This is a genomic window from Nocardiopsis alba DSM 43377, from assembly GCF_000341225.1.
Taxonomy (GTDB): domain Bacteria; phylum Actinomycetota; class Actinomycetes; order Streptosporangiales; family Streptosporangiaceae; genus Nocardiopsis; species Nocardiopsis alba.
In genome coordinates this window covers 1-18,276 of record NZ_ANAC01000038.1, presented here as the reverse complement: position 1 = coordinate 18,276, position 18,276 = coordinate 1, and the positions used below count along the sequence as shown (strand labels likewise).

The window sequence follows — 18,276 nt, the reverse complement described above, 5'->3', positions numbered from 1 at the left end:
ATCCTCATCTGCTACAAGCATCTGGCCAAGCACAGCGAGGACTTTTGAGATGAGCTCTTAGGTGCCTCGTTCTTTGTCCGTGATGACGTGCTCGTCGTACCCAGAAACCGCGATCTTGGAAGAAGAGGAGTCCGAACCCGCATCGATGGAAACACGAATGCCAGCCATTATTACCTCCACGCCGGGCGTTGCGAAATAAACATCCCAGGTCACGGTACCAACGCTCACAATCCCTGACCATCGAACCTCGGAGCCGCACTCACCTCGATCTTGTCGCTTCGTTTCCCTGCTATGTGCCCATATTTGAGATGAGAAGGCCTCTCGACATTCTCCGGAAGATCTCGAATCCTCGCTCCGCAAATCGAGCACCTGCGACGCCACCGCAACTGTTGGCGCAAAATTGTTCGGCGAGCTTCTTGAACGGGCCGGCCCGGAGCCCACGTAGCTCGGCGATCTTCGTCCCGATGCGCGCTCGGCGCGGGGCTCCCCTGTCGAGAGGCCCCGCGCCGTGCGATCGGCTAGCAACCGGGCAGGGCCGAGGGGTTCTCGACGTACATGTAGTCCCAGAACACGTAGCCCCGAACCCCGGTGGTGTGGTTCTGCACGCCGTAGTACCCGACCATGGGGTCGGGGTAGACACCGCAGAAAGCGGAGACCGAGTGGTTCCGGTAGCCCAGGCCCAGCACCTCGCTCGTCGAGTCGTAGGAGCGGCGGATACGCACGCCGTCCTCGCGGAAGGAGGCCGGCACGTCGGCCTGCGCCATGGGGGTGGCCGTCGAGGCCACGGAGGTGTTCTCGGCGGAGGGCACGGCGGTTCCGGCGGAGGCCGGAACGGCGCCGAACGCCAGGACGGCGGTGAAGGCGGCGAGGGCGAGAGCCCTGGTACGAGCACGAAGCATGAAACGGTCCCCGTTCGTGATGTGTACGATCCCGCGAGACATGGTCGCCGATCAGGGCGTCTCGGGTCAGCTGTTTCCAGGACAACCTGTCATCGCACCTTTGCCACAAAGAGCTGTCCCGAAGGACAGATCCGGGGTGCGCCCGTGCGACCGAAGACGCGGGCCGGCCCATCCCCGCGTGCGCGGGGCTCAAGACGAAGTCGTGCGAATCGGAGACCTGTGCGACGGTCCATCCCCGCGTGTGCGGGGCTCGGCGATACGAGAACCTCACGACGGAGAGAACGGCCGGTGGTGAGGTTCCGCTACACCCGACGAGAACGCACCGCTTCGGCCAATCCGTGCGCGGCCGCGCCCTCTCCGATCTCGGTGACGAGTCGCAGCATCCTCTGTCGAGTGTTGGCCCGCAACGATCCCTCCGGCACCGCTTCGAGCACGCTCATCCCCAACGCCACCGCGCCGTCGATGTCCCGGCCCCCGAACCCGACCACGTGGGCACGATGATCGGCGTCGGCTACCGGTGATGGCGGCCTTCGTCCGCTGAGCCCCGGGGACGAGAAGCCCCCGCTCACCCGCTCCGCCGGGCCATCACCTCGATTCCGTCGAGCAGGGAGCGCAGGCCGAAGTCGAACGCCTTCGCGGCGGCCTCGGCGGGGCTGCGGTCGAATCCGCCGTCGTTCCAGGTGCGTTCGATCGCCGGGTAGCGCGCCGGGTCGAAGATGTTCTCCCAGAACACGCGGCGGTCGTCCCACCAGTCCTCGTCGGATTGGCCGCTGATCCGTTCGGCGTGCGAGTGTTCGGCGAGGGTGGCGCTCGCGCCGTCGACGAAGGTGATGATGGAGTCGCTCGCGGCGGAGATCTCGGCGGCGGTCAATCCGGTCTCGAACAGGGCGCTCAGCAGGAAGTCGTTCCTGGCGAACAGGCCGGGGCCCAGGGGCGGGCGCGCGGTGGAGACCTGGCGCAGCCAGGGGTGGCGTTCGTGCAGGGCGACGTTCTGTCGCGCGTAGCGCTCGATCCGTTCGCGCCAGGGGCCTTCGGGGGCCAGGTCGAGTTCCCGCCAGGCGTGGTCCACCATCAGGTCGGTCAGTTCGGCCTTGCCGGGGACGTGGGTGTAGAGCGTCATCGTGCCGACGTCGAGGGAATCGGCGATGCGGTCCATGGTCATGGCGTCGAGCCCGTCGCGGTCCGCCAGGGCCATGGCCGCGACGATGATCTTGTCGAAGGAGACCTTGGGCGGGCGGCCACGACCCGACCTGACCCGCGGCGTTCTCCAGAGCAGGTTCAAGGTCTCCCCGGGGTCTCCCCTACCGCTGCGGTCCATCATGCCTCCTCATTTTCCGTATATGCTACGGTATTCTTTATCCGTAGGACGTACGAAAAAGGAGTGACCAGTGCGAGTTCTGGTGACCGGGGCGACCGGGAACGTGGGGCGACGGGTGACGGCGGGTCTGGTCGAGGCGGGGGTCTCGGTACGCGCCCTGACCAGGAACCCGGCGAGGGCCGATCTTCCCGGAGCCGAGATCGTCCGGGGCGATCTCACCGAGCCCGAGACCGTGCCGTTCGACGGCGTGGACCGGATGTTCCTCTTCCCCGAGCCGTCGACCGCGAAGGAACTGGTCGAACGCGCCGTGCGCTCGGGTGTTCGGCGGATCGTCGTGCTCTCCTCGGGAGCGGTGACCGGCGGTTTCGACACGACGTTCCACCCTCCGGTCGAACAGGCCGCCGAGCGGTCGGGGGTGGAGTGGACGCATATCCGGCCCGGCGAGTTCGCGGCCAACAAGCTCGCGCTGTGGGGGCCGTCGATCCGGGCAGAGCGGGTGGTCCGGGATCCGAACCCGGACGGAGGCTGGTACCCCGTGCACGAGTGGGACGTGGCCGACGCGGCGTTGGCGGCCCTGCTGGAGGACGGTCATCACGGCAAGGCCTACGACGTCAACGGCCCCGAACTGATCAGCCTGCGCGACCAGGTCCGGGCCATCGCCGACGCGCTCGGCGAGGAGATCCACTTCGAGGAGGTCACCCCGGCCGAGGCACGCGAGATCTACCAGAGACTCGGAGGGTTCGCCGCCGAGACCGCGGACTTCCTGTTGGGGTTCACCGACTACGACGGCAATGCGGCCGATCCCGCCGACGCGGCCGACTTCGATCCGGGTTCTCTGGGGCCTCTGCCCACCGTGAGCTCCGTGACGGGCGCCGAGCCGCGAACGTTCGCGCAATGGGCCCGAGACCGGGTCGAGGACTTCCGCTAGGAACGCCCCCGCCCTCGGCCACAGCACGTGCGCCGGGGCGCGGGGCTCACCCCTCCACCGCGCTCTCCCGAACTCTTCCAAGAGCCCCCTCGAAGGTCGCACCCCCGCGTTACCCTCCCGCCATGCTCTTGGACTCGATCACCCTCCAGGCCGACGATCCGTCCTTCCTGGCCCGCTTCTGGTCGAAGGCCCTGAAGGTGCCGGTCGTGTCCGATGGGCCCGCCGGATTCCTCCTCCCCATTTCTGGGGTACCGCTGCGCTTCCTCCCGACCCCGGTCTCCCCCACGCCCCGGCCCGAGGCCGCCATCACGCGACTGCACCTCGACCTCAACGGCGGAAGCGACCATCGGTCCTGGGCGCGGAGCCTGTGCGAGATGGGCGCGAGCCCTCGCGACGTGGGTCAGGGGGACGTCGTCTGGGAGGTGCTGGCCGATGTCGAGGGCAACCTGTTCTGTGTGATGCCCGGCGATCGTTACGAGGAGACCGGCCCCGGCCTGGGTTCCCTGCCCGTGGACTCCGCACGCCCTCGGGTCGATCAGGACTTCTGGGCCCGGGCCATCGGCTGGATCCCCGTCGAGGCGAGCGCGCCGGAGCTGCGCCTGCCCCAAGGCCCCGGTATCCGCTTGGCGTTCTGCGACGAACTCGCCCCCAAGCCGGTGGACGAACCGAACGTCATGGGCCTGGCGCTACGGCTCGACGAGGGTGAACGGGAGAGCGACGCCCTTGATCTGCTGGTGGACCTGGGCGCGCGTCGCGTGGAGACCCAGGCCGAGGGGCCCTGGCACCTGTTGACCGACCCTTCGGGGAACGAGTTCAGGCTCGCGAAATCGCTCCGCTGAGTTCTCGGATCCGGATTCCAGGGTGTGCCGATACCCTCACCGCCCGGTAACAGCCTCGACCCGAGGTCGGCGTTCGTCGGGCGCCCCACATCGCCCGCGGATACACTCGCGCAGTGCGTCCAGCCTCTTTTCTCATCCCAGCAGCCGCTTTGACCGGAATCATCGCGTGGGCGGAGGTCGTGCATTGGCGATCCTCCAGGCGTGGTCTGGGCGGTGTGAGACGCATTGGAGGGTCCGAGGCGGTCATCGTGCTCGGTTTTCGGAATCGCTCCGTCAAGGCCAACTACCTGAACCGCTATCGGGTGCGCGCCGGGCTGCGCTCTCAGGATCCCCATGCGAAGCGGAGCGTGCTGGTGCTGTGCGGAGGCACGGTGGCCGGTGATGTCTCCGAGGCCGAGGTGATGGCGCGTTACGCCCGTTATCAGCTGGGATACACGGGGCCGATACGGCTGGACCGCAAGAGCACCAGCACCTGGGAGAACATCGAGAACGTGATCCCGCTGGTGGAGGACATGGACACGCTCAAGATCGTCTCCAACTCCCTGCACGCGGAGAAGGGCCGCGCCTACCTGTGGCGTCAGCGGCCCGACATCGCCGAGAGGCTCGTACGTGCGGAGGAGCACCGCTTCGGGGAACTCGCCCTGCTCAAGCCGGTGTTGGCCATCATCGGCCTGAACAGGTTGGGACGTCTGCGCCGGGGGTGAACCCGGCCTCTTCCGCCGGGCTCACCGCTCGGAAGGGTCGGGTCGGTCCAGGAGGCGGGCCCGAACGCGTGCGAGGTCGCCCTCGGTGACCCCGGCCTCCAGTAGGAGGGTCTCCACGTCGAGGTCTTCGAGGGCGGCGAGGACGCTGTCGCGCAATGTCAGCCCTCGGTCGGCCAGGTGGGAGGCGATCAGCGGCCCCTGGCCCTCCTTTCCCATCGCGGCGAAGAGCGGCTTGAGCGCTTCGGTGGAGATCTCGTAGGCGGTCCATCCCCGCGTGCGCGGGGAGCAGGTGGGTCTTTCACCCACCGAAGACCTCAGAGCGAACCGTCCACTGCCGTCAGCAGCCGGGAACGTCACCCGCTCGGACGTACTCCGTCGGCACCCAGCCGGTGACGCCCGTGCTGTTGTTCGTCAGGTAGTACATCGACATGTAGTACTGCCGGTACACCACGCATCGCACGTTGACCGAGTGCGATGGATAGCCGAGCCCGAGAACGTCGCTCTGGAAGTCCGCGTGCCGGTAGATGCGTACGCCTTCGGCGGTGAAGCTGCCGGGAGCGGCGGCAGCGGGAGTGGCGGTCAGGGAAAGCGCGGTCACCGCGGCCGCGGCCACGGCGGCGACCTTCGTCGGTATACGGAACATGATTCTCCCCGTGATGGCATGACCCGATGTGTCGCCAACCGTAACCAGGCGCCTCCGGCTCGGGTATCCACCTCGCGGACAGCATCCTCGGCTCTTCGGTGAGGGTGTTCTGGCTTCCAGGAAAGCGATCGACCGGCTCCGACGAGAAAGACCCTGAGGCGCTCGCCGCCCGACCGGGCCGACGCACCCTGTTGCCGAGATCGTTTTCAGCCCCTCGACTCCGCTACCCAGAGTAATGAGTCTTGCGAATTTCCCGGGGCCTATGACTACGTAGAGCAATAATGGGGATCGATACCCCCGACGGCACGGGCCATGCCCTCCCCACGACCCGCAGGTCTGAGCACAACCCTCGTCGACTTCCATCAGGCCCGGCACCCGGCAGATCGTCGTCCTCCCTCACTCTGGAAGGCTGTTCCCGTGCGGGAACACGACTGGTACTACGACAACGACGAGGAAGCGCCTCTCGACGCGGACCTCGACGATCCGAACTCGGAGACCACGACGTGCTGGATCGCGGTGGAGCGGATCTATCGCCTGGACTGGCGTCGCTTCACCTCCGAGGGTTGGGAAACGCTGCGCCGGATCTACCAGGTTCTGCCCGGACACCTGCCCTCCTCCGCCGACAGCGCCCGGTGGTTCTCGCTGGACGAGGAGCGGGAGCTGTATCTGTGGGCTTCGGTCGAACCGCCCGGCCTCCAGGTCGAGGGGGTACTGACCCTGGCCATGTGGCACGACTGGGATTCACGATTCCGCCGTGAGGTGATCGGCCACGACCTTCCTCGAGCGCCCCTCCTTTCCTGAACGAAAACGAATTCACCCTCTCCCCACACCTCCCTGCCTCCGAAGCCCCCGCCGAGGTCACCGGCAAGGGCGCAGGACTCCCCTTTTCCACTCGATTCGGAGAGCCCTTCCGAGAAGAGCCCGAGCACCGTTCCGGGCGGCGTCCGGAATCCGATGCCTCCATCGCCACCGCGTTCCGGAACCCGGAAAGCGAGCTCGGGCTCCGAGGATCACGCCTCGGCGGTCAGGGCCTTCCACAGGGTGACGTCTGCGGCGCGGTTGAAGTAGGCATTGGTGCACACGTCGTACAGGCCCGGCCCGGCGGTGCTGTTGGTCTCCAGGAAGCTGCCGCTGCCGTAGAGGTTCCACAGCAGCAGGACGTCGCCGAGGCGTACGGCCTGGTCCGTGGGGCTGGAGGTCTGGGCGAAGATCCGCCAGCGTCCGGTGCCCTCGCCTCGGTCCTTGCCTGGAGAGGTGGAGACGTCGTACCTTCCGCCGGAGCGTTTCTGGCCGTCGGAGGCGTGTCCGTTGGTGTCGAGGTATCCGCCGTCGTCCTGGTAGAGGTTTCGCAGGTAGACGACGTCTCCGCTGATCACGGCCGTCCCGTCGGTCTTGCCTTCGGCCGAGAGGACCTCCCAGGTTCCGGTGCCCGGACCTCGGGTGGGACCGGGCAAGAGGCGCGCTCCGAGCCCGCGCGCGGCCAAGGAGCCAGAGCCGCGAATCGGCCCTCACTGGCAAGGGACTCGTTTTCCCCGCCTGCACCGTGCGGCGATCGCGCACGGGGTTCACCCCCACATGCGCGGAGCCCTGCCGCCTGAGCCCGCCGACCTCGGATGCTCGAATACCCATCCCCACATGCGTGGGGAGCAGCCCCTCGGATCCTCCGGGCATCCCGTGAAAATCTGAGAGAGTGAAGAGAATCCTCTTCAGACGGCCAGAACTAACGCGTCGCCGATACAGCGACCAACGCCGACCACTCTTCGGGCGCGAAGTTCAACTTCACACCCTTCGAGCTCTTCGAATCCCTGATCAGCGTGCCGCATTCAGCATGTCCGACCTCCACACACTGACCGCCATCCGAGTAACTGCTCGTGAACCACCTGATGTCTTCGTTCAACTTCCGTTCCTCCTTGGCTCGGTGGAACGCCGAAGAGGTCGAAGCGCTTCGCACATCCGTGGATCACATCGACCTGGGCGCGAATCAAGACTAAAACCGCGTAGAGGTTCAGACCATAGAAATCACGTGATCGATACAAGCAAGGAGCATCCCCCACACAGCTCCTCCCCCACCCCCATGAAGCCCCAGTTCAGCACCCCATTCCATCTTCACACGTATCGAGTTGTCTGAACTTGTCCACACTCGAATGACTACAAAGGGTCAGTAGCCAGCACGTAGCGTAACTATTACGGTTACGCCATGGACCAGCCGCTCGGCCCTGACGCCGACATCATTCATGACGCCCCCGAACCGCCCTACCGCCAGCTCGCCCAGATCCTGATCGCCCGGATCAAACGGGGCGACTGGGCCCCCGATCGCCCGATGTCCTCGGAGACCCAGCTCGTCCAGGAGTACGAGCTGGCCCGCTCCACCGTGCGCCGCACCATCGCTCTCCTCGTCGAGGACGAGTGGGCGTACGTGGTGCCTCGTCGTGGCACCTACGTGAAGAAGCGCGACAGCTAGTTCGACGTCGTCCGGGACGGTGGTGACGTCCCGGCCGTTCGGACGACGGCCGACCACGCACAGCCGAAGGGTCGACTCGACCTGTGGCCTGGGGGGTCGGGGCGATGGTGACGCCCCGACCCCTCCATTCGTTGGGACGTTCCTACCGACCCGCTCACCTTAGGGCGTCGTCCTGAAGCGACCGTCGGGGCCACATTCGGCCACCTCCACGAGAGAGCCGGACTCCGGCGCCTCAGAGGTTCCATTACACCCTGGACCACCAGAGCACCGTGCTGGCTCTGACCGCCGAAGGCTCCGACGCCGAGTCCCCGGACGCGGTCTATGAGTACAGCCCCTACGGCGAATAGACCTCTGAGACCCTGGAGGACACCCGGGCAGGAGAGCTGAACCCGTTCGGCTACACCGGTGCCTACCAGTTCCAGGACGGGACCGTACACCTGTCCCACCGTTTCCTGGACACGTTCACCCTCAACTTCACCCAGCCCGACCCCTCGCGCCAGCAACTCGACGACCACACCTACGCCGCCTGCGACCCCATCAACAACACAGATCCGACCGGCCTGAACCTCTGCAATGCGATCGCCATCGTCGGTGGTTCCATCAGCATGGCTCTACTTTTGACCGGAGTCGGGATCAGCTGGTCTCTTGTTGTGGCCGCACCGACATTGGCTGCAACATTCATCCGTGGATCAATGTGACTTTCGAACCACGCAGCCACACGGCAACCTTGAAAATAATTCGTTCTTCGGGGCCTGCAAGTGACTTGCCCCTGAGTTCAACAGCATCGACCCCAGGAGAGCAATGGATTTCATTACACTACTTGCCATCATTTTCTTGGCGACATCCCTCATGCTCCTAATAATCCTGAAAAGTCGAAACGAAAAACCAAAACCGAATTCTTGGATTATGATATTTGCACTCACCTCCTCCCTGCTTGCCATTACCCTCGGACTCTATGGCCTATTCTATTAATTTCTTCTCTTGACTTGATCGCCACCCGCACCTTTTGACGGTCGACCTGAGTATTTTTCACTGCGCACGATAAGTGAGATCTCGCGCAAAGAGATCGATGCGCCTGTTCGCTTGCTTCTCAAGCCCGGCCTTCCAGGCGGATGGAGTGAACCCGGCGGCTCCACCGCACCACCTGCGACGAGCCCTCCAGAAGGCCGCCGTCCTTCGAAGACGATGATCCACGACCGTGAACCCGAATCATGTACTCCTCCCACGCCCTCCCGATCTGGACATCGAGCGAAGAGCGTGTAAGGCTCAGAACATTGCGTGTCGCGCACCGGACTCGATGGAGATGAATGATGCGCGCGGGGATCGCGTGGGATGCGGCGGGTTTCCATGTCACCGTGGTCGATGATTACGGAAGAACGGTGATATCCACCCATAGGTACCGGGCGAATGAAATCGAGACCATGATCGATTTTCTACACGGAAACGGATCTCAGGTCATCATCGACGACACCAACGGCCTTCTGTACGACCGACTCACCGAGGCGGGCCTCACCGTGTACCGAGCCGACCACCGGGCCCCGTCCGAACTCCCACTTCTCGGCTCGGCCCCGGCCGAGGCCCTGGCACGCACGACTCTCCGCGATCGGCCTCCGCTCTCCCGGTCTGCGGTGGGCTCGGGGACCCACTCCGGTCGCGACGAGGAGCTCGCCGGAGGATATGAGACCGCTATGGCCGCGGTGGCCGACCAGCCCGCCCCGGGCAGGTTCTTCGCCCACGGTCCGCGTGACGAGGCGAAGGTCGCCCTCACCTTCGACGACGGCCCCTTCCCTCCGCACACCGACCGCATCCTGGACGTGCTCGAGCACTATGCGGTGCCGGCGACCTTTTTCTGCGTGGGTCTGAACTCCGCCGCCCACCCCGAACTCCTCGGACGAATACAGGCGCGGGGGCATGCGTTCGGGAACCACACATGGTCGCATCCGTATCTGCCGGATCTGTCCGAAGCACAGATCCTCGAACAGCTGCGTAGGACGGGCGAGGCGATCTCCACGTTCTCCGATGGCGCACCGACACTTTTTCGCCCTCCATACGGCGCTCTGCCGCCGGGACCGTACGACTGGTTGACGACAATGGAGGCGACCACGGTCCTGTGGGACGTGGACCCGAAGGACTGGTCGAGGCCTGGAGCTGAGGTCATCGCCCGGTCGGTGCTCGATCAGCTCCGCCCCGGGTCCATCGTTCTGATGCACGATGGTGGCGGAGACCGTTCGCAGACCGTCGACGCCCTGCCCACGATCATCGAGACGTTACTCGACCGGGGCTACCGGTTGGTCCGGGTCGATGAGCTCTTGGAGAGGCCCGTGTCCGAACAGACCGGGGCTCGGGGCACATCACCGTCGACCCCCGACTGAACAAGGTCCGGTGGATGCGCGACCGGGACCGGGACTGCCCGGCCATGCAACAGGGCCGCACCCCGAAGGGTGCGGCCCTTGCGGAGGGCCCCTTCGAAACCGCCGGGTCTCCAGTCCCGCGGCCCCGATATCCAGCCGGCCCTCACGTTCTACGCTGCCCCGAATCATCATTTCGGTCAACCCGAAAATGGTACCGCTGATTCGTGCAGGAGCAGTACCGGTATCCCCCTTTTGGGGAAACCTAAAGATATCGAACAAGTCACGACCCTGATGAACGATCTCGAACACCGGCGAACGAACCTGTTCGCAAAGCAGTCCAGTCGCCGAAGAGTGTGACTTACGTACATCAACAGGACAACCAGGACGAAGAGACTTGAGAGTCGCTGCGCGCCCGTCCCAGGATGATGTACTTTCTCCTTTACGGCCCCTGTCGCTCCCTTGACGGCTTGGCATCTCCAGAATCCGCCGAAGCCGAAAGATCCGGGGTTTCGCGACTATCCAGCCGTGTCAATCACAACGAAAGGTCGCATGTGACCGCCTATCTCTCCCTCGACTCTCGAGGGATGCGCGTCATGATCGTGGTCGTCATGATTATCGTCGCGCTCGTCCTGCATCGTCTGGGACAAGACCTCGCCACCGCCCTCGTACTGGCTGCGATAACACTCGGATTCGCCGCTGATGTCTCTCATCGCATCATCCCGAAGGAGGCGCGCTGATGTCGTCCGCGTACGCCTTCGAGGGCGAGCGGTACGTGGTGGCCGCCGAGGCTCGGCCCCGTGCCGTCCGCAAGGATCCGGACGGTTCCCTGTGGGCGGAGTTCCCCCTCACCCTGGCCCGTGACACTCCCCCTGGCCGGCGGGGATCGGTCCACACCGTCCTCGGCCCTCGACCCGCGCCACGTCCGGAGAAGGTGCCGGAGGTGCCGGAGGACGTCCCGGGGTTCTCCATGAAACCGGATCCCATGGAGGCCACGAGCGTCGCGGAATTCATCGAGATGATGCGGCGGTACCGGAGGTGGGCGGGCGACCCCAGCTTCCGCAAGATGTCGCTCCGTGTCGGAACGTGTTCGGCCGCCGGATTCTGCGAGGCGCTGAAATCCGACAGGCTCCCCACCTTTCCGCTCCTCAATGCCTTCGTGGTTTCCTTGGGCGGTGACTCCGACGACTTCCAGAGGTGGGCGACCGCCTGGCGGGCGTTGGACGGACAGGCGCCGGGACACTCTCTCCTATTGGTCATCTAGCGCGTAATGCGTGAAGGGGCTCGCGCCCGCGCGCGGGCCCTTTCCTTGGAATGTCCGTTCACGTGGGTCACCGTTCGGGTTCCTCGATCAGATGTCGGACGTCGGCGCGGAGGTACCGGCGGTGGCCGCACGACGCGCGAACCCGGTGCGGCCGGGCCCTCGTTCCGCGGGGCTGCCACCCCGCGTCGTTGTGCGGTGAGTGTGTTCTGGAGGGGCCGGAGGTGGTGGTGACACCCCCGGCCCGCTCCCCCATGGCCCCGCCCGGCTTCAGGTCCGAGCGGAGCCTCACCACCCGTAGGCGGCGGGGCCTGGTGAGCGTGGCGGTACGGGACCTGACGGCCCCCGCGAAGGGGCGGTCCGCGCTGTCCGAGGTCGACCGCACCGCCACGCCGGCTTTCACACCCCCGCGCACGTCACCGACGAAGCGGAGGCGGAAGGTCTTCGTGTCCCGATCACAGCCCGCTCCGGCACCCCGAGATCGACGTGGTCCGGGCCTCGATCATCGTCCGGGCTCGGCGAGCAGGCGTTGAACGTCGGACTTGAAGTAGCGACGATGTCCGCCGAGCGTGCGGACCCACCGCAACCGCCCTTCTTGCGCCCACAGGCGCACGGTCTTGGGATCCACCCGAAACGCCTGGGCGACTTCCTGAGGGGTCAGGAGGTCCATGGGGTCGACATCCGGCTGCGTCATGTTCTTCTCTCAAAGGGGGTCGTCATCGGGGGTCAGGGAAGTTCAGGGTTCGAGGAGGATCCGGCTGCTCGACGAGGCCGTCTCGGCGAGGCGAGCTCGCTCCTCCGGGGAGCGAAGCACCTCTCGTCACACCGGTATTCGTGTCCGGGCGGCGTGCAGCGCGGCCAAGGCCTGGAGCAGCCGTCCTTCGGCGTCGTTCAGCAGGGCGTTCCGTCGAGTCGCGCCGTTCCCCGCCCATTGGGCACGGGTGAGGTAGCGGGCGGCGTCCTCGGCGGCGCTCGCTCCGGCCAGTAGCGTCGGGCCGCGGACCGGTTCACCGCTCAAGTCCCACGAGGTGCGCGTTCCCTCGATCTGCCGGCGTCGGGTCTGAAGGGGTAGTTGGGCCTGGTCCCACAACAGGTAGGCCTGCTCGCGCCCCTCCTGATCGGCCTCGTAGACGTCGAGCAGGCGGATCATGAGCTCGTGCGAGGGGCGGATCCGCCCGTTCTCGATCCGCGAGACCGTCGACTGGTCCACCCCGGGGAGCCGGTATCCGCTCAGCCCGGCCACTTCGCGCATCCTCCTCAGGTGTACGCCGAGTGCCTTCTTGGCTTCGCCGTCGTCATCCATGCGGGGCGTCCCGTCGGGTGGACCAGAGTGTCTGGTGGGGTTCGTGCAGCCAGAGGGTCTGGCGTTCTCGTGTGAGGTCGACGGTGAGGCCGAAGTCGGTGTAGCCGGGTTCGCCCTGGTCGTGCCACCACTCGCGCGCCTGCGCGGCCTGGTCGGCGAGGTGCCGTTCGCCGGCCTGTTCGATCCGGCCGTCGGCGTGCAGCCGTGCCCAGGAGGGGCAGGTGGTGGAGGCGATCCACACGTACGGTTCCTCTGCGTCGTCCTCCTGTCCCATGCCGTGGGTCCATCTCGGCATGAGCAGGGAGAGCAGGAGTGCCTGTTCTCCGTCGAGCCAGGGTTCACGGGGGTCGCCGTCGACCCGGGTCACCGTGTCGGCCTCGGCTCCGACGGGCGACCTGTGGCCCGCCCGCCGTTGGCCACGCGCCCACATGAACGCCAGGCCCCCTTCGAAACGGCCTTCGGCTCGGCCGTCGGCCACGTCCAGGACGGCGAGGACCCCGCCGGGGGCGCCCGGTGTCGGCGCCCAGGGGGTCACGATCCGACCGTGTTCCCGTACCTGGCGTATCCACACGGCCGGGACTCGACTGACGGTGCAGGTGGCGATGGCCTGGTCGTAGGCGGGGCCGGGGAGTCCGGTCGCGAAGTTCTCGCCATCGCCGGTGAGGACGGTCGGCGCGAACTCGGCCTCGATCAGCGACCGCCGGGCTCGGGCGGCGATCCGCGGGTCGATCTCGATGGAGGTGACCCGGTCGTCGCCGACCAGGGTGCTGAGGAGGGCGGCGTTGTATCCGGTGCCGGTGCCGATCTCCAGGACGCGGTCGCGGGGTTCGATCCGGGCGGCGGTGAGCATGCGGGCCATGACCGTGGGGGCGCTCGACGAGGAGGTCGGGAGGCCCGTGCCGTCTTCGCGTCTGTCGTCGCGTTGGGTGACGAGCGCCTGGTCGGTGTAGGCGGTGCGCGTCCATGCGTCGGGGTCGAGGGAACGGTCGTGGCGGACGCTGTTCTCGTCCCACAGGACGTCGGGCAGAAAGCGGTGCCGGGGCACGGTGGCGAACGGGGCACGGACGTGTTCGGGTCCGGGGAGCCGTGCGGCCAGGTCCCGGGCGAGGTCGGTGGGGTTCGGGCGAGTGGTGGCGTCGCTCATCGGACGGTGCCCTTCCCCTGGTGACCGGCGCGGGGAACCCGGAGGCGAGGGTGGACGCCGAGGGTCCCCGCGGCTCCGGTAACTCCGGTGTTCCAGCACGGGCCGAACGGGGCCGCCTCACGCGGGGCCGGGGGTGCCGGCGCGGTCGGCGCGGCGTACGTGATGAGGGGGGTCATGGTTTCCTTTGCGCGTCGGTCGCGGGGCGAAGGCGGGACGTTCTCTCGAGGTACGCCCGCGTCGTCACTGTTCTCCGAGAAAGGGCCGTGGTCTGAGAGTGGGCCCCAGGAGGGCGCCGGCAAGGGCGCGCCTCCTGGGACACCGGACGGGCCACGCGTTGCTGCTGCCAGGCCGCAAGTGCCCCGTCGTCTTGGGGGGATCAACTAGGCGAGGGCACGCACCAGCGCGTCCCAAGCGCTGCCCGGCAGGGTCAAACGCACCTGGTCGGGGTTCTGGGTGTCGCCCATCAACACGTTCCCGCCATCCACGAGCTTGGCGGCGGCGCAGTTGGAGGCGCCCTGAGAGGCCTCGGCCTTGTGCTGAACACCAGCAGTAAGGGACTTACGACCCTGGGTGTAGATGATCTGCATCGATAGCCTGCTTTCTGCTTCTTCTTTCGGTGGAAACCCGGGGACGCGGCGGCAACCGCGCCCGGGAGCGGGGGCCTGTCCCCCGTGTTCGGCCCTTCCGTGGTCGGGAGGGGCTGACGTCTTCTTCCACCAGCGTGGTGCGTCCCGCCGGTGGGGGGTCGCACCCGGCCTCCGCGGTGGACCGGCCGGGTGCGTGACCCACCTGTTCAGAGGGGTCGGTCGGGCGGTGCGGTCCGGGAAGCCCGGTCGGTTCGATCGGGGTGTGTGGAGGCGTCCAGGGTGGTCAGGGCGGCGATCGGTGGCTCTCCCCCACCCGACTCGCGCGGCGACAACCCCCGCCAACGCCCCCAACCCGCGGCTTCGAACACCTTCCGCAACCCCTCCGGATCCCGCGCCACCAACCGGGTATCCGCGCCCTGCTCTTGGGCCTGGCCGGTGTAGATGTCGGCGGCGCCGACCATCCCGGACAGGTGGGTGATCCCCCATCCGCTGCCCGGAGCCAGCCTCACGGCGAGCGCCTCGACCAACCCCGACAGCTCTTCGTCTTCAAGGTGGTCGAGGGTCAGGGTGGAGAGCACCCCCACCGGCACCGACAGATCCAGATGCTCACCCAACGCGTTGACCAGGGTTTCCGGGAACCTCAGATCCAAATCCAGCACCCGCACGTTGTACCCCCGAACCCGAGCCGGATGCTCCCACCACGCCCGCACCGCCGCCAGAGCGGCCAGGTCGTGGTCGACATAGACCGTCCGAGCCCGTGACCCCCACAGCACCCGGCCCCGTTCATGCGGGGCGCGGCGCATCGCCGGCAACCCACAACCCAGATCGATCACCTGGGAGAAGGAGCGGCAGACCGCGTCCACCACACCTTCGCGTGCCTTGCGGTGCACCAACATCTGCCCCGCCAGGCCGGGCGAGGCCTCGGCCATCTTGACGGCCGTGTGGCGGTCCTGGCTCCACGAGTCTTTCCCGTAGTCCAGGTAGTCGAAGGTGCGTGCCGCGTTGGTCAACGCCCATTCCTCACGATCCAACAAGGTGCCGCTGCGGGCCGCGCCCCAGGTCATCGTCATCGCTACTCCCGCGTTCGCGCAGTGGTTCGGATAGGGGGCGACACCCGCACTCCGGGCGCGCCTGACGTGGTCGACGGTGCCCTGGAGGTAGTAGTAACGACGCCCCACATGAAGTGCGGGGATGACGCCTTCGCGTGCCCAGCGGGCGGCGGTCGCATACGACACCCCCCACTGCGAGGCGGCCTGGGCGGGGGTCAGGAGGTCGTCCATGTCCGACCTCCCATGGCGAGATAGCGCTTGACCGCGACCCCGAGCTCCTGGGTACCGGCGTCCTGCTCGGCCTGTTCGGCTTCACGGAGTTGCCGTTCCACCCGGGAACGCTCGTCCAAGATCCCGTCGACCAACAGCCGAGCCAGACTCAACCGGTGATCCACCCGCGCCAACCGCTGCTGCACACTCAACCGGCCCAACAACCGCAGCGCGCTCAACTCCGCGGCGGCGTTCTGCTCCACCGAACGCGAAGCGGGCGAGGCAGAAGAGACCGAAGCGCTGGAAGTGGACTGTGCGGGACGTCGAGGAGGAGGCACGGGAGAGGTAGGCGGGATGGGCGAGGCCGACCGGAACACCGGAGCCGGCGGCGTGCTCGGAGCAGGGCGGGCGGCCGAAGCGCGCCGGGCAGGCAGAGAGGGCCGGGGCACCGGAGCGGGTGGAACGCTCGGTGCGACCGGGGTGTCCGGAACCGTCGAGGACGGCGACACTGGACGCTCGGTCCGGCCCGAGGTCGGAAGGAAGCCGGCCCAGTGGGCGAACCGGCACCGAAGACCGAACCAGCGCTTCCGAACCTTCGGAATAACCGGAGTAGCGGTGGTGATGTCGGGCGGAACGAAGATTCCCGTCCGTGCCGGAGGAACAGCGGTGGCCTTGGGTGGGGTGAGCCTGGTGGTGGTTGGGAGGGTGCGTCGGACCTGTGTCGGGATCATGCTCACGGTGTTCTGCTCCTTGCTTCTGGTCAGGGAAGTTCGATCCGGGCCTTGACCGTCACCGGCAGGCCGGCGCATCCGTCCCAGTCCCAATAGAAGGAGAGTGAAGCCACCCGCCCCAGGCCACCGCCGTGGCTCTTCTGCTCCGGGAAAGAGAGCTTCTTACGACCGGGGGTGGGGCCGGCGTCGGTGACCGTGATCGACAACAGATACCGCGACCGCTCCAACATCAGCGTGAGCGTCTGATCCGGAGCACCCGAGTGAGAATGACGATGGGCGTTGTCCATCAACTCCCACGCGATCAACGAAGCCCGGTTCGCGATCTCGACAGCCGCCATCGGGTTGGCGATCCCCTGAGCAGCGTGGCGGCGCACCCAGTTCTGCGCGGCAGCGCGGGCCGCGACCGTGTGGCGGACACGCAAGCCGATCCTGTCGGGGTCGGGGTAGTGGAGGACTTGGTAGGCAGAGGACAAAGGCCTGTCCCCACGCGGCCTCAGAGCAGTACACTTCATTCGTCTCACCTCGGAGCTGTCGGGGTGGGTCACAACCCCGGGCGGCCGCTCACGACTTCGGCCCCCGGGGTTTTCTTGAATCTGGCCACAGTCACTCCAGACAAAGCAGGACAAAAGCCTGCGAAATCCTCAAAGCTAACTGTGAGCCCGTCAATCCCTACCGTGCGACATCTATCCGCAGCTCACAAGGGTTTTTCCTCAGATTCCCCACAAGAGCGCTCTTGGGGTACACACGGGGAAAGTTTTTCTGTAAAATTTTTACATGACCGAAGCAACACTCTCCTCGTGGGTCGAGTTTGGCGCCCTGCTCAAGAGTTTGCGCAGGCAGCAGGGATGGACACTCCAGAATCTAAGCAAGGCATGCGGCTACTCGGTGTCGACGATCAGCAAGATCGAAAACGCCAAAAGGGAACCAAATAGGAAACTTATCGCCGAGCTTGACAGGGCGATGAGGAAAAATGGGGACCTGCTCCGCCAATGGGAGAAACACCGAACCAGGGACTCAGACCCCGACTGGTACAGGCAGGTGGTGACCAGCGAGGAACGGGCAACGGAGATCAGGATGTGGCATCCATGGTTGATCCCCGGCTTCATGCAAACATGGGACTACGCTCGGATCATCTTCCGCGATGGACGTCCCTTCGACACCTCTGAGCAACTGAACCAACTCGCAGACCTCCGTGTCGCGCGGCTCGAAGCCCTAAGGCAAGCGCAGAATCCACGCATGCTGGCCATCATCTCCGAGCGAACCATCACAGACGTTGTGGGATCGCCCCAGGTGATGAAGGACCAGCTCCGGCACCTACTATCTCTCTCGGAGCAGGTGCAGACCCTGGTGTTGCCCAGGTCGACGCCCTACCACGGGGGACTTTCGTCGGGCCCGTTCCGGATTCTGGATTTCCTAGATCAGGACACTCAGGTCTATGCGGAGCACTCGTCGGGGGGTGAGCTGATCACGGAACCTGATGGTGTGCGGCGTCTTGTGACGATCTTTGGGGATCTACTCACATGGGCTCTGCCCCCTCCAGCCTCACGGGAACGGATCCAAGAAGTCATAGGAGAGATGAAGTGAGCACTGAGCTTCGCGAGTGGCACAAGTCTTGGCACAGCGGCGCGCAAGGCGACTGCGTAGAGGTTGCGGAAGGTCAGATGACCTGGATCCGGGACACCCAGAACCGAACTCTGGGCTATCTGGATGTGCCAGCCACCGAATGGACCGCATTGCTCAGCGCGCTCCGCACGAGCTGATCTGAAAGTAAACCGACCCCCGCCAGGCTACTTAGGTTCTAACGGTCGTTGCAACACCCCATCTCTGAAGGGGTGCGATGAACGACTTCCA

At 66.2% G+C, this 18,276-nt stretch carries 25 protein-coding genes; 11 read left to right on the top strand and 14 right to left on the bottom strand.

The window, feature by feature from the left end; all coding sequences use genetic code 11:
- Positions 1-518 precede the first annotated feature (518 nt).
- The 3 genes from D451_RS27105 to D451_RS0125950 form a co-directional block, all read right to left on the bottom strand.
- Entirely contained in the window at positions 519-899 is a 381-nt protein-coding gene (locus tag D451_RS27105; RefSeq protein WP_081616136.1) for a hypothetical protein, read from the bottom strand.
- A gap of 302 nt (positions 900-1,201) precedes the next feature.
- Entirely contained in the window at positions 1,202-1,387 is a 186-nt protein-coding gene (locus D451_RS0125955) for a hypothetical protein (RefSeq protein WP_017536601.1), read from the bottom strand.
- Between the two features lie 77 nt (positions 1,388-1,464).
- Positions 1,465-2,220, bottom strand: coding sequence for a TetR/AcrR family transcriptional regulator (locus tag D451_RS0125950; protein ID WP_017536600.1), 756 nt, complete (start codon positions 2,218-2,220; stop codon positions 1,465-1,467).
- A gap of 67 nt (positions 2,221-2,287) precedes the next feature.
- Here D451_RS0125950 and D451_RS0125945 point away from each other — a divergent pair, with 67 nt between their 5' ends.
- The 3 genes from D451_RS0125945 (at position 2,288) to D451_RS0125935 (ending at position 4,688) form a co-directional block, all read left to right on the top strand.
- The gene (locus D451_RS0125945) at positions 2,288-3,145 is read left to right on the top strand and encodes an SDR family oxidoreductase (protein ID WP_017536599.1); all 858 of its coding nucleotides are present in this window, start codon (positions 2,288-2,290) and stop codon (positions 3,143-3,145) included.
- Positions 3,146-3,267: 122 nt separating this feature from the next.
- A complete protein-coding gene (locus D451_RS0125940) occupies positions 3,268-3,984 on the top strand; it encodes a VOC family protein (RefSeq protein ID WP_017536598.1) in 717 nt (238 codons plus the stop codon).
- Between the two features lie 215 nt (positions 3,985-4,199).
- Complete coding sequence (locus tag D451_RS0125935) at positions 4,200-4,688, top strand: YdcF family protein (RefSeq protein ID WP_241463394.1); 489 nt, start codon at positions 4,200-4,202, stop codon at positions 4,686-4,688.
- Between the two features lie 21 nt (positions 4,689-4,709).
- Here the strand turns inward: D451_RS0125935 and D451_RS0125930 are convergent, their stop codons facing one another.
- Both D451_RS0125930 and D451_RS0125925 read right to left on the bottom strand, forming a co-directional pair.
- The gene (locus D451_RS0125930; RefSeq protein WP_017536596.1) at positions 4,710-4,994 is read right to left on the bottom strand and encodes a hypothetical protein; all 285 of its coding nucleotides are present in this window, start codon (positions 4,992-4,994) and stop codon (positions 4,710-4,712) included.
- A gap of 31 nt (positions 4,995-5,025) precedes the next feature.
- Positions 5,026-5,331, bottom strand: coding sequence for a hypothetical protein (locus D451_RS0125925; protein WP_017536595.1), 306 nt, complete (start codon positions 5,329-5,331; stop codon positions 5,026-5,028).
- Between the two features lie 417 nt (positions 5,332-5,748).
- Here D451_RS0125925 and D451_RS0125920 point away from each other — a divergent pair, with 417 nt between their 5' ends.
- Positions 5,749-6,132, top strand: a complete 384-nt coding sequence (locus D451_RS0125920) for a hypothetical protein (protein WP_017536594.1) — start codon at positions 5,749-5,751, stop codon at positions 6,130-6,132.
- Between the two features lie 209 nt (positions 6,133-6,341).
- Here D451_RS0125920 and D451_RS0125915 read toward each other — a convergent pair whose 3' ends face one another.
- Together D451_RS0125915 and D451_RS28860 are read right to left on the bottom strand one after the other, a co-directional pair.
- The gene (locus tag D451_RS0125915) at positions 6,342-6,785 is read right to left on the bottom strand and encodes a hypothetical protein (RefSeq protein ID WP_017536593.1); all 444 of its coding nucleotides are present in this window, start codon (positions 6,783-6,785) and stop codon (positions 6,342-6,344) included.
- Positions 6,786-7,051: 266 nt separating this feature from the next.
- Positions 7,052-7,282: a DUF397 domain-containing protein gene (locus D451_RS28860; RefSeq protein ID WP_275040964.1), complete on the bottom strand. Its 231-nt coding sequence runs from the start codon at positions 7,280-7,282 to the stop codon at positions 7,052-7,054.
- A 246-nt stretch (positions 7,283-7,528) separates the two neighbouring features.
- Between D451_RS28860 and D451_RS0125905 the strand changes: the two genes are divergently transcribed.
- The 5 genes from D451_RS0125905 (at position 7,529) to D451_RS0125885 (ending at position 11,404) form a co-directional block, all read left to right on the top strand.
- Complete coding sequence (locus D451_RS0125905) at positions 7,529-7,792, top strand: winged helix-turn-helix domain-containing protein (RefSeq protein WP_014911697.1); 264 nt, start codon at positions 7,529-7,531, stop codon at positions 7,790-7,792.
- Positions 7,793-8,151: 359 nt separating this feature from the next.
- Complete coding sequence (locus D451_RS28735; RefSeq protein WP_338047374.1) at positions 8,152-8,490, top strand: RHS repeat-associated core domain-containing protein; 339 nt, start codon at positions 8,152-8,154, stop codon at positions 8,488-8,490.
- A 723-nt stretch (positions 8,491-9,213) separates the two neighbouring features.
- Positions 9,214-10,164 (top strand): polysaccharide deacetylase family protein, encoded by a 951-nt coding sequence (locus D451_RS26940; protein ID WP_206539098.1) that lies wholly within the window; start codon positions 9,214-9,216, stop codon positions 10,162-10,164.
- Between the two features lie 563 nt (positions 10,165-10,727).
- Positions 10,728-10,880 (top strand): hypothetical protein, encoded by a 153-nt coding sequence (locus D451_RS0125890; protein ID WP_241463393.1) that lies wholly within the window; start codon positions 10,728-10,730, stop codon positions 10,878-10,880.
- Entirely contained in the window at positions 10,880-11,404 is a 525-nt protein-coding gene (locus tag D451_RS0125885; RefSeq protein ID WP_017536588.1) for a hypothetical protein, read from the top strand. Before D451_RS0125890 ends, D451_RS0125885 begins: the two co-directional genes overlap by 1 nt.
- 499 nt (positions 11,405-11,903) lie before the next feature.
- Here the strand turns inward: D451_RS0125885 and D451_RS0125875 are convergent, their stop codons facing one another.
- The 7 genes from D451_RS0125875 to D451_RS0125845 all read right to left on the bottom strand — a co-directional run bounded on the left by D451_RS0125875 (position 11,904) and on the right by D451_RS0125845 (position 16,898).
- Entirely contained in the window at positions 11,904-12,071 is a 168-nt protein-coding gene (locus D451_RS0125875; protein ID WP_017536586.1) for a BldC family transcriptional regulator, read from the bottom strand.
- Positions 12,072-12,221: 150 nt separating this feature from the next.
- A complete protein-coding gene (locus tag D451_RS0125870) occupies positions 12,222-12,704 on the bottom strand; it encodes a helix-turn-helix transcriptional regulator (protein WP_026125379.1) in 483 nt (160 codons plus the stop codon).
- Entirely contained in the window at positions 12,697-13,848 is a 1,152-nt protein-coding gene (locus tag D451_RS0125865; RefSeq protein WP_017536584.1) for a methyltransferase domain-containing protein, read from the bottom strand. The genes D451_RS0125870 and D451_RS0125865 overlap by 8 nt, the downstream gene beginning before the upstream one ends.
- 380 nt (positions 13,849-14,228) lie before the next feature.
- The gene (locus D451_RS0125860; protein WP_017536583.1) at positions 14,229-14,435 is read right to left on the bottom strand and encodes a DUF397 domain-containing protein; all 207 of its coding nucleotides are present in this window, start codon (positions 14,433-14,435) and stop codon (positions 14,229-14,231) included.
- Positions 14,436-14,641: 206 nt separating this feature from the next.
- Entirely contained in the window at positions 14,642-15,715 is a 1,074-nt protein-coding gene (locus D451_RS0125855) for a helix-turn-helix domain-containing protein (RefSeq protein WP_017536582.1), read from the bottom strand.
- On the bottom strand, positions 15,700-15,957 hold the full coding sequence (locus D451_RS0125850; protein ID WP_026125378.1) for a hypothetical protein: 258 nt from the start codon (positions 15,955-15,957) through the stop codon (positions 15,700-15,702). The genes D451_RS0125855 and D451_RS0125850 overlap by 16 nt, the downstream gene beginning before the upstream one ends.
- 497 nt (positions 15,958-16,454) lie before the next feature.
- A complete protein-coding gene (locus D451_RS0125845) occupies positions 16,455-16,898 on the bottom strand; it encodes an ATP-binding protein (protein ID WP_241463392.1) in 444 nt (147 codons plus the stop codon).
- Positions 16,899-17,199: 301 nt separating this feature from the next.
- Here D451_RS0125845 and D451_RS26935 point away from each other — a divergent pair, with 301 nt between their 5' ends.
- Entirely contained in the window at positions 17,200-18,009 is an 810-nt protein-coding gene (locus D451_RS26935) for a helix-turn-helix domain-containing protein (protein WP_017536580.1), read from the top strand.
- Positions 18,006-18,185: a DUF397 domain-containing protein gene (locus D451_RS0125830; RefSeq protein ID WP_017536579.1), complete on the top strand. Its 180-nt coding sequence runs from the start codon at positions 18,006-18,008 to the stop codon at positions 18,183-18,185. The genes D451_RS26935 and D451_RS0125830 overlap by 4 nt, the downstream gene beginning before the upstream one ends.
- The last annotated feature ends 91 nt before the right edge of the window (positions 18,186-18,276 follow it).

Excerpts from the sequence above, each read along its gene's own strand:
- D451_RS0125940 (WP_017536598.1), top strand. The coding sequence starts at position 3,268 with ATGCTCTTGGACTCGATCACCCTCCAGGCCGACGATCCGTCCTTCCTG.
- D451_RS0125870 (WP_026125379.1), bottom strand. The coding sequence starts at position 12,704 with ATGGATGACGACGGCGAAGCCAAGAAGGCACTCGGCGTACACCTGAGG.
- D451_RS0125865 (WP_017536584.1), bottom strand. The coding sequence starts at position 13,848 with ATGAGCGACGCCACCACTCGCCCGAACCCCACCGACCTCGCCCGGGAC.
- D451_RS0125905 (WP_014911697.1), top strand. The coding sequence starts at position 7,529 with ATGGACCAGCCGCTCGGCCCTGACGCCGACATCATTCATGACGCCCCC.
- D451_RS0125875 (WP_017536586.1), bottom strand. The coding sequence starts at position 12,071 with ATGGACCTCCTGACCCCTCAGGAAGTCGCCCAGGCGTTTCGGGTGGAT.
- D451_RS27105 (WP_081616136.1), bottom strand. The coding sequence starts at position 899 with ATGCTTCGTGCTCGTACCAGGGCTCTCGCCCTCGCCGCCTTCACCGCC.
- D451_RS0125890 (WP_241463393.1), top strand. The coding sequence starts at position 10,728 with ATGCGCGTCATGATCGTGGTCGTCATGATTATCGTCGCGCTCGTCCTG.
- D451_RS26935 (WP_017536580.1), top strand. The coding sequence starts at position 17,200 with ATGACCGAAGCAACACTCTCCTCGTGGGTCGAGTTTGGCGCCCTGCTC.
- D451_RS0125950 (WP_017536600.1), bottom strand. The coding sequence starts at position 2,220 with ATGATGGACCGCAGCGGTAGGGGAGACCCCGGGGAGACCTTGAACCTG.
- D451_RS26940 (WP_206539098.1), top strand. The coding sequence starts at position 9,214 with ATGATCGATTTTCTACACGGAAACGGATCTCAGGTCATCATCGACGAC.
- D451_RS0125925 (WP_017536595.1), bottom strand. The coding sequence starts at position 5,331 with ATGTTCCGTATACCGACGAAGGTCGCCGCCGTGGCCGCGGCCGCGGTG.
- D451_RS0125855 (WP_017536582.1), bottom strand. The coding sequence starts at position 15,715 with ATGGACGACCTCCTGACCCCCGCCCAGGCCGCCTCGCAGTGGGGGGTG.
- D451_RS0125860 (WP_017536583.1), bottom strand. The coding sequence starts at position 14,435 with ATGCAGATCATCTACACCCAGGGTCGTAAGTCCCTTACTGCTGGTGTT.
- D451_RS0125885 (WP_017536588.1), top strand. The coding sequence starts at position 10,880 with ATGTCGTCCGCGTACGCCTTCGAGGGCGAGCGGTACGTGGTGGCCGCC.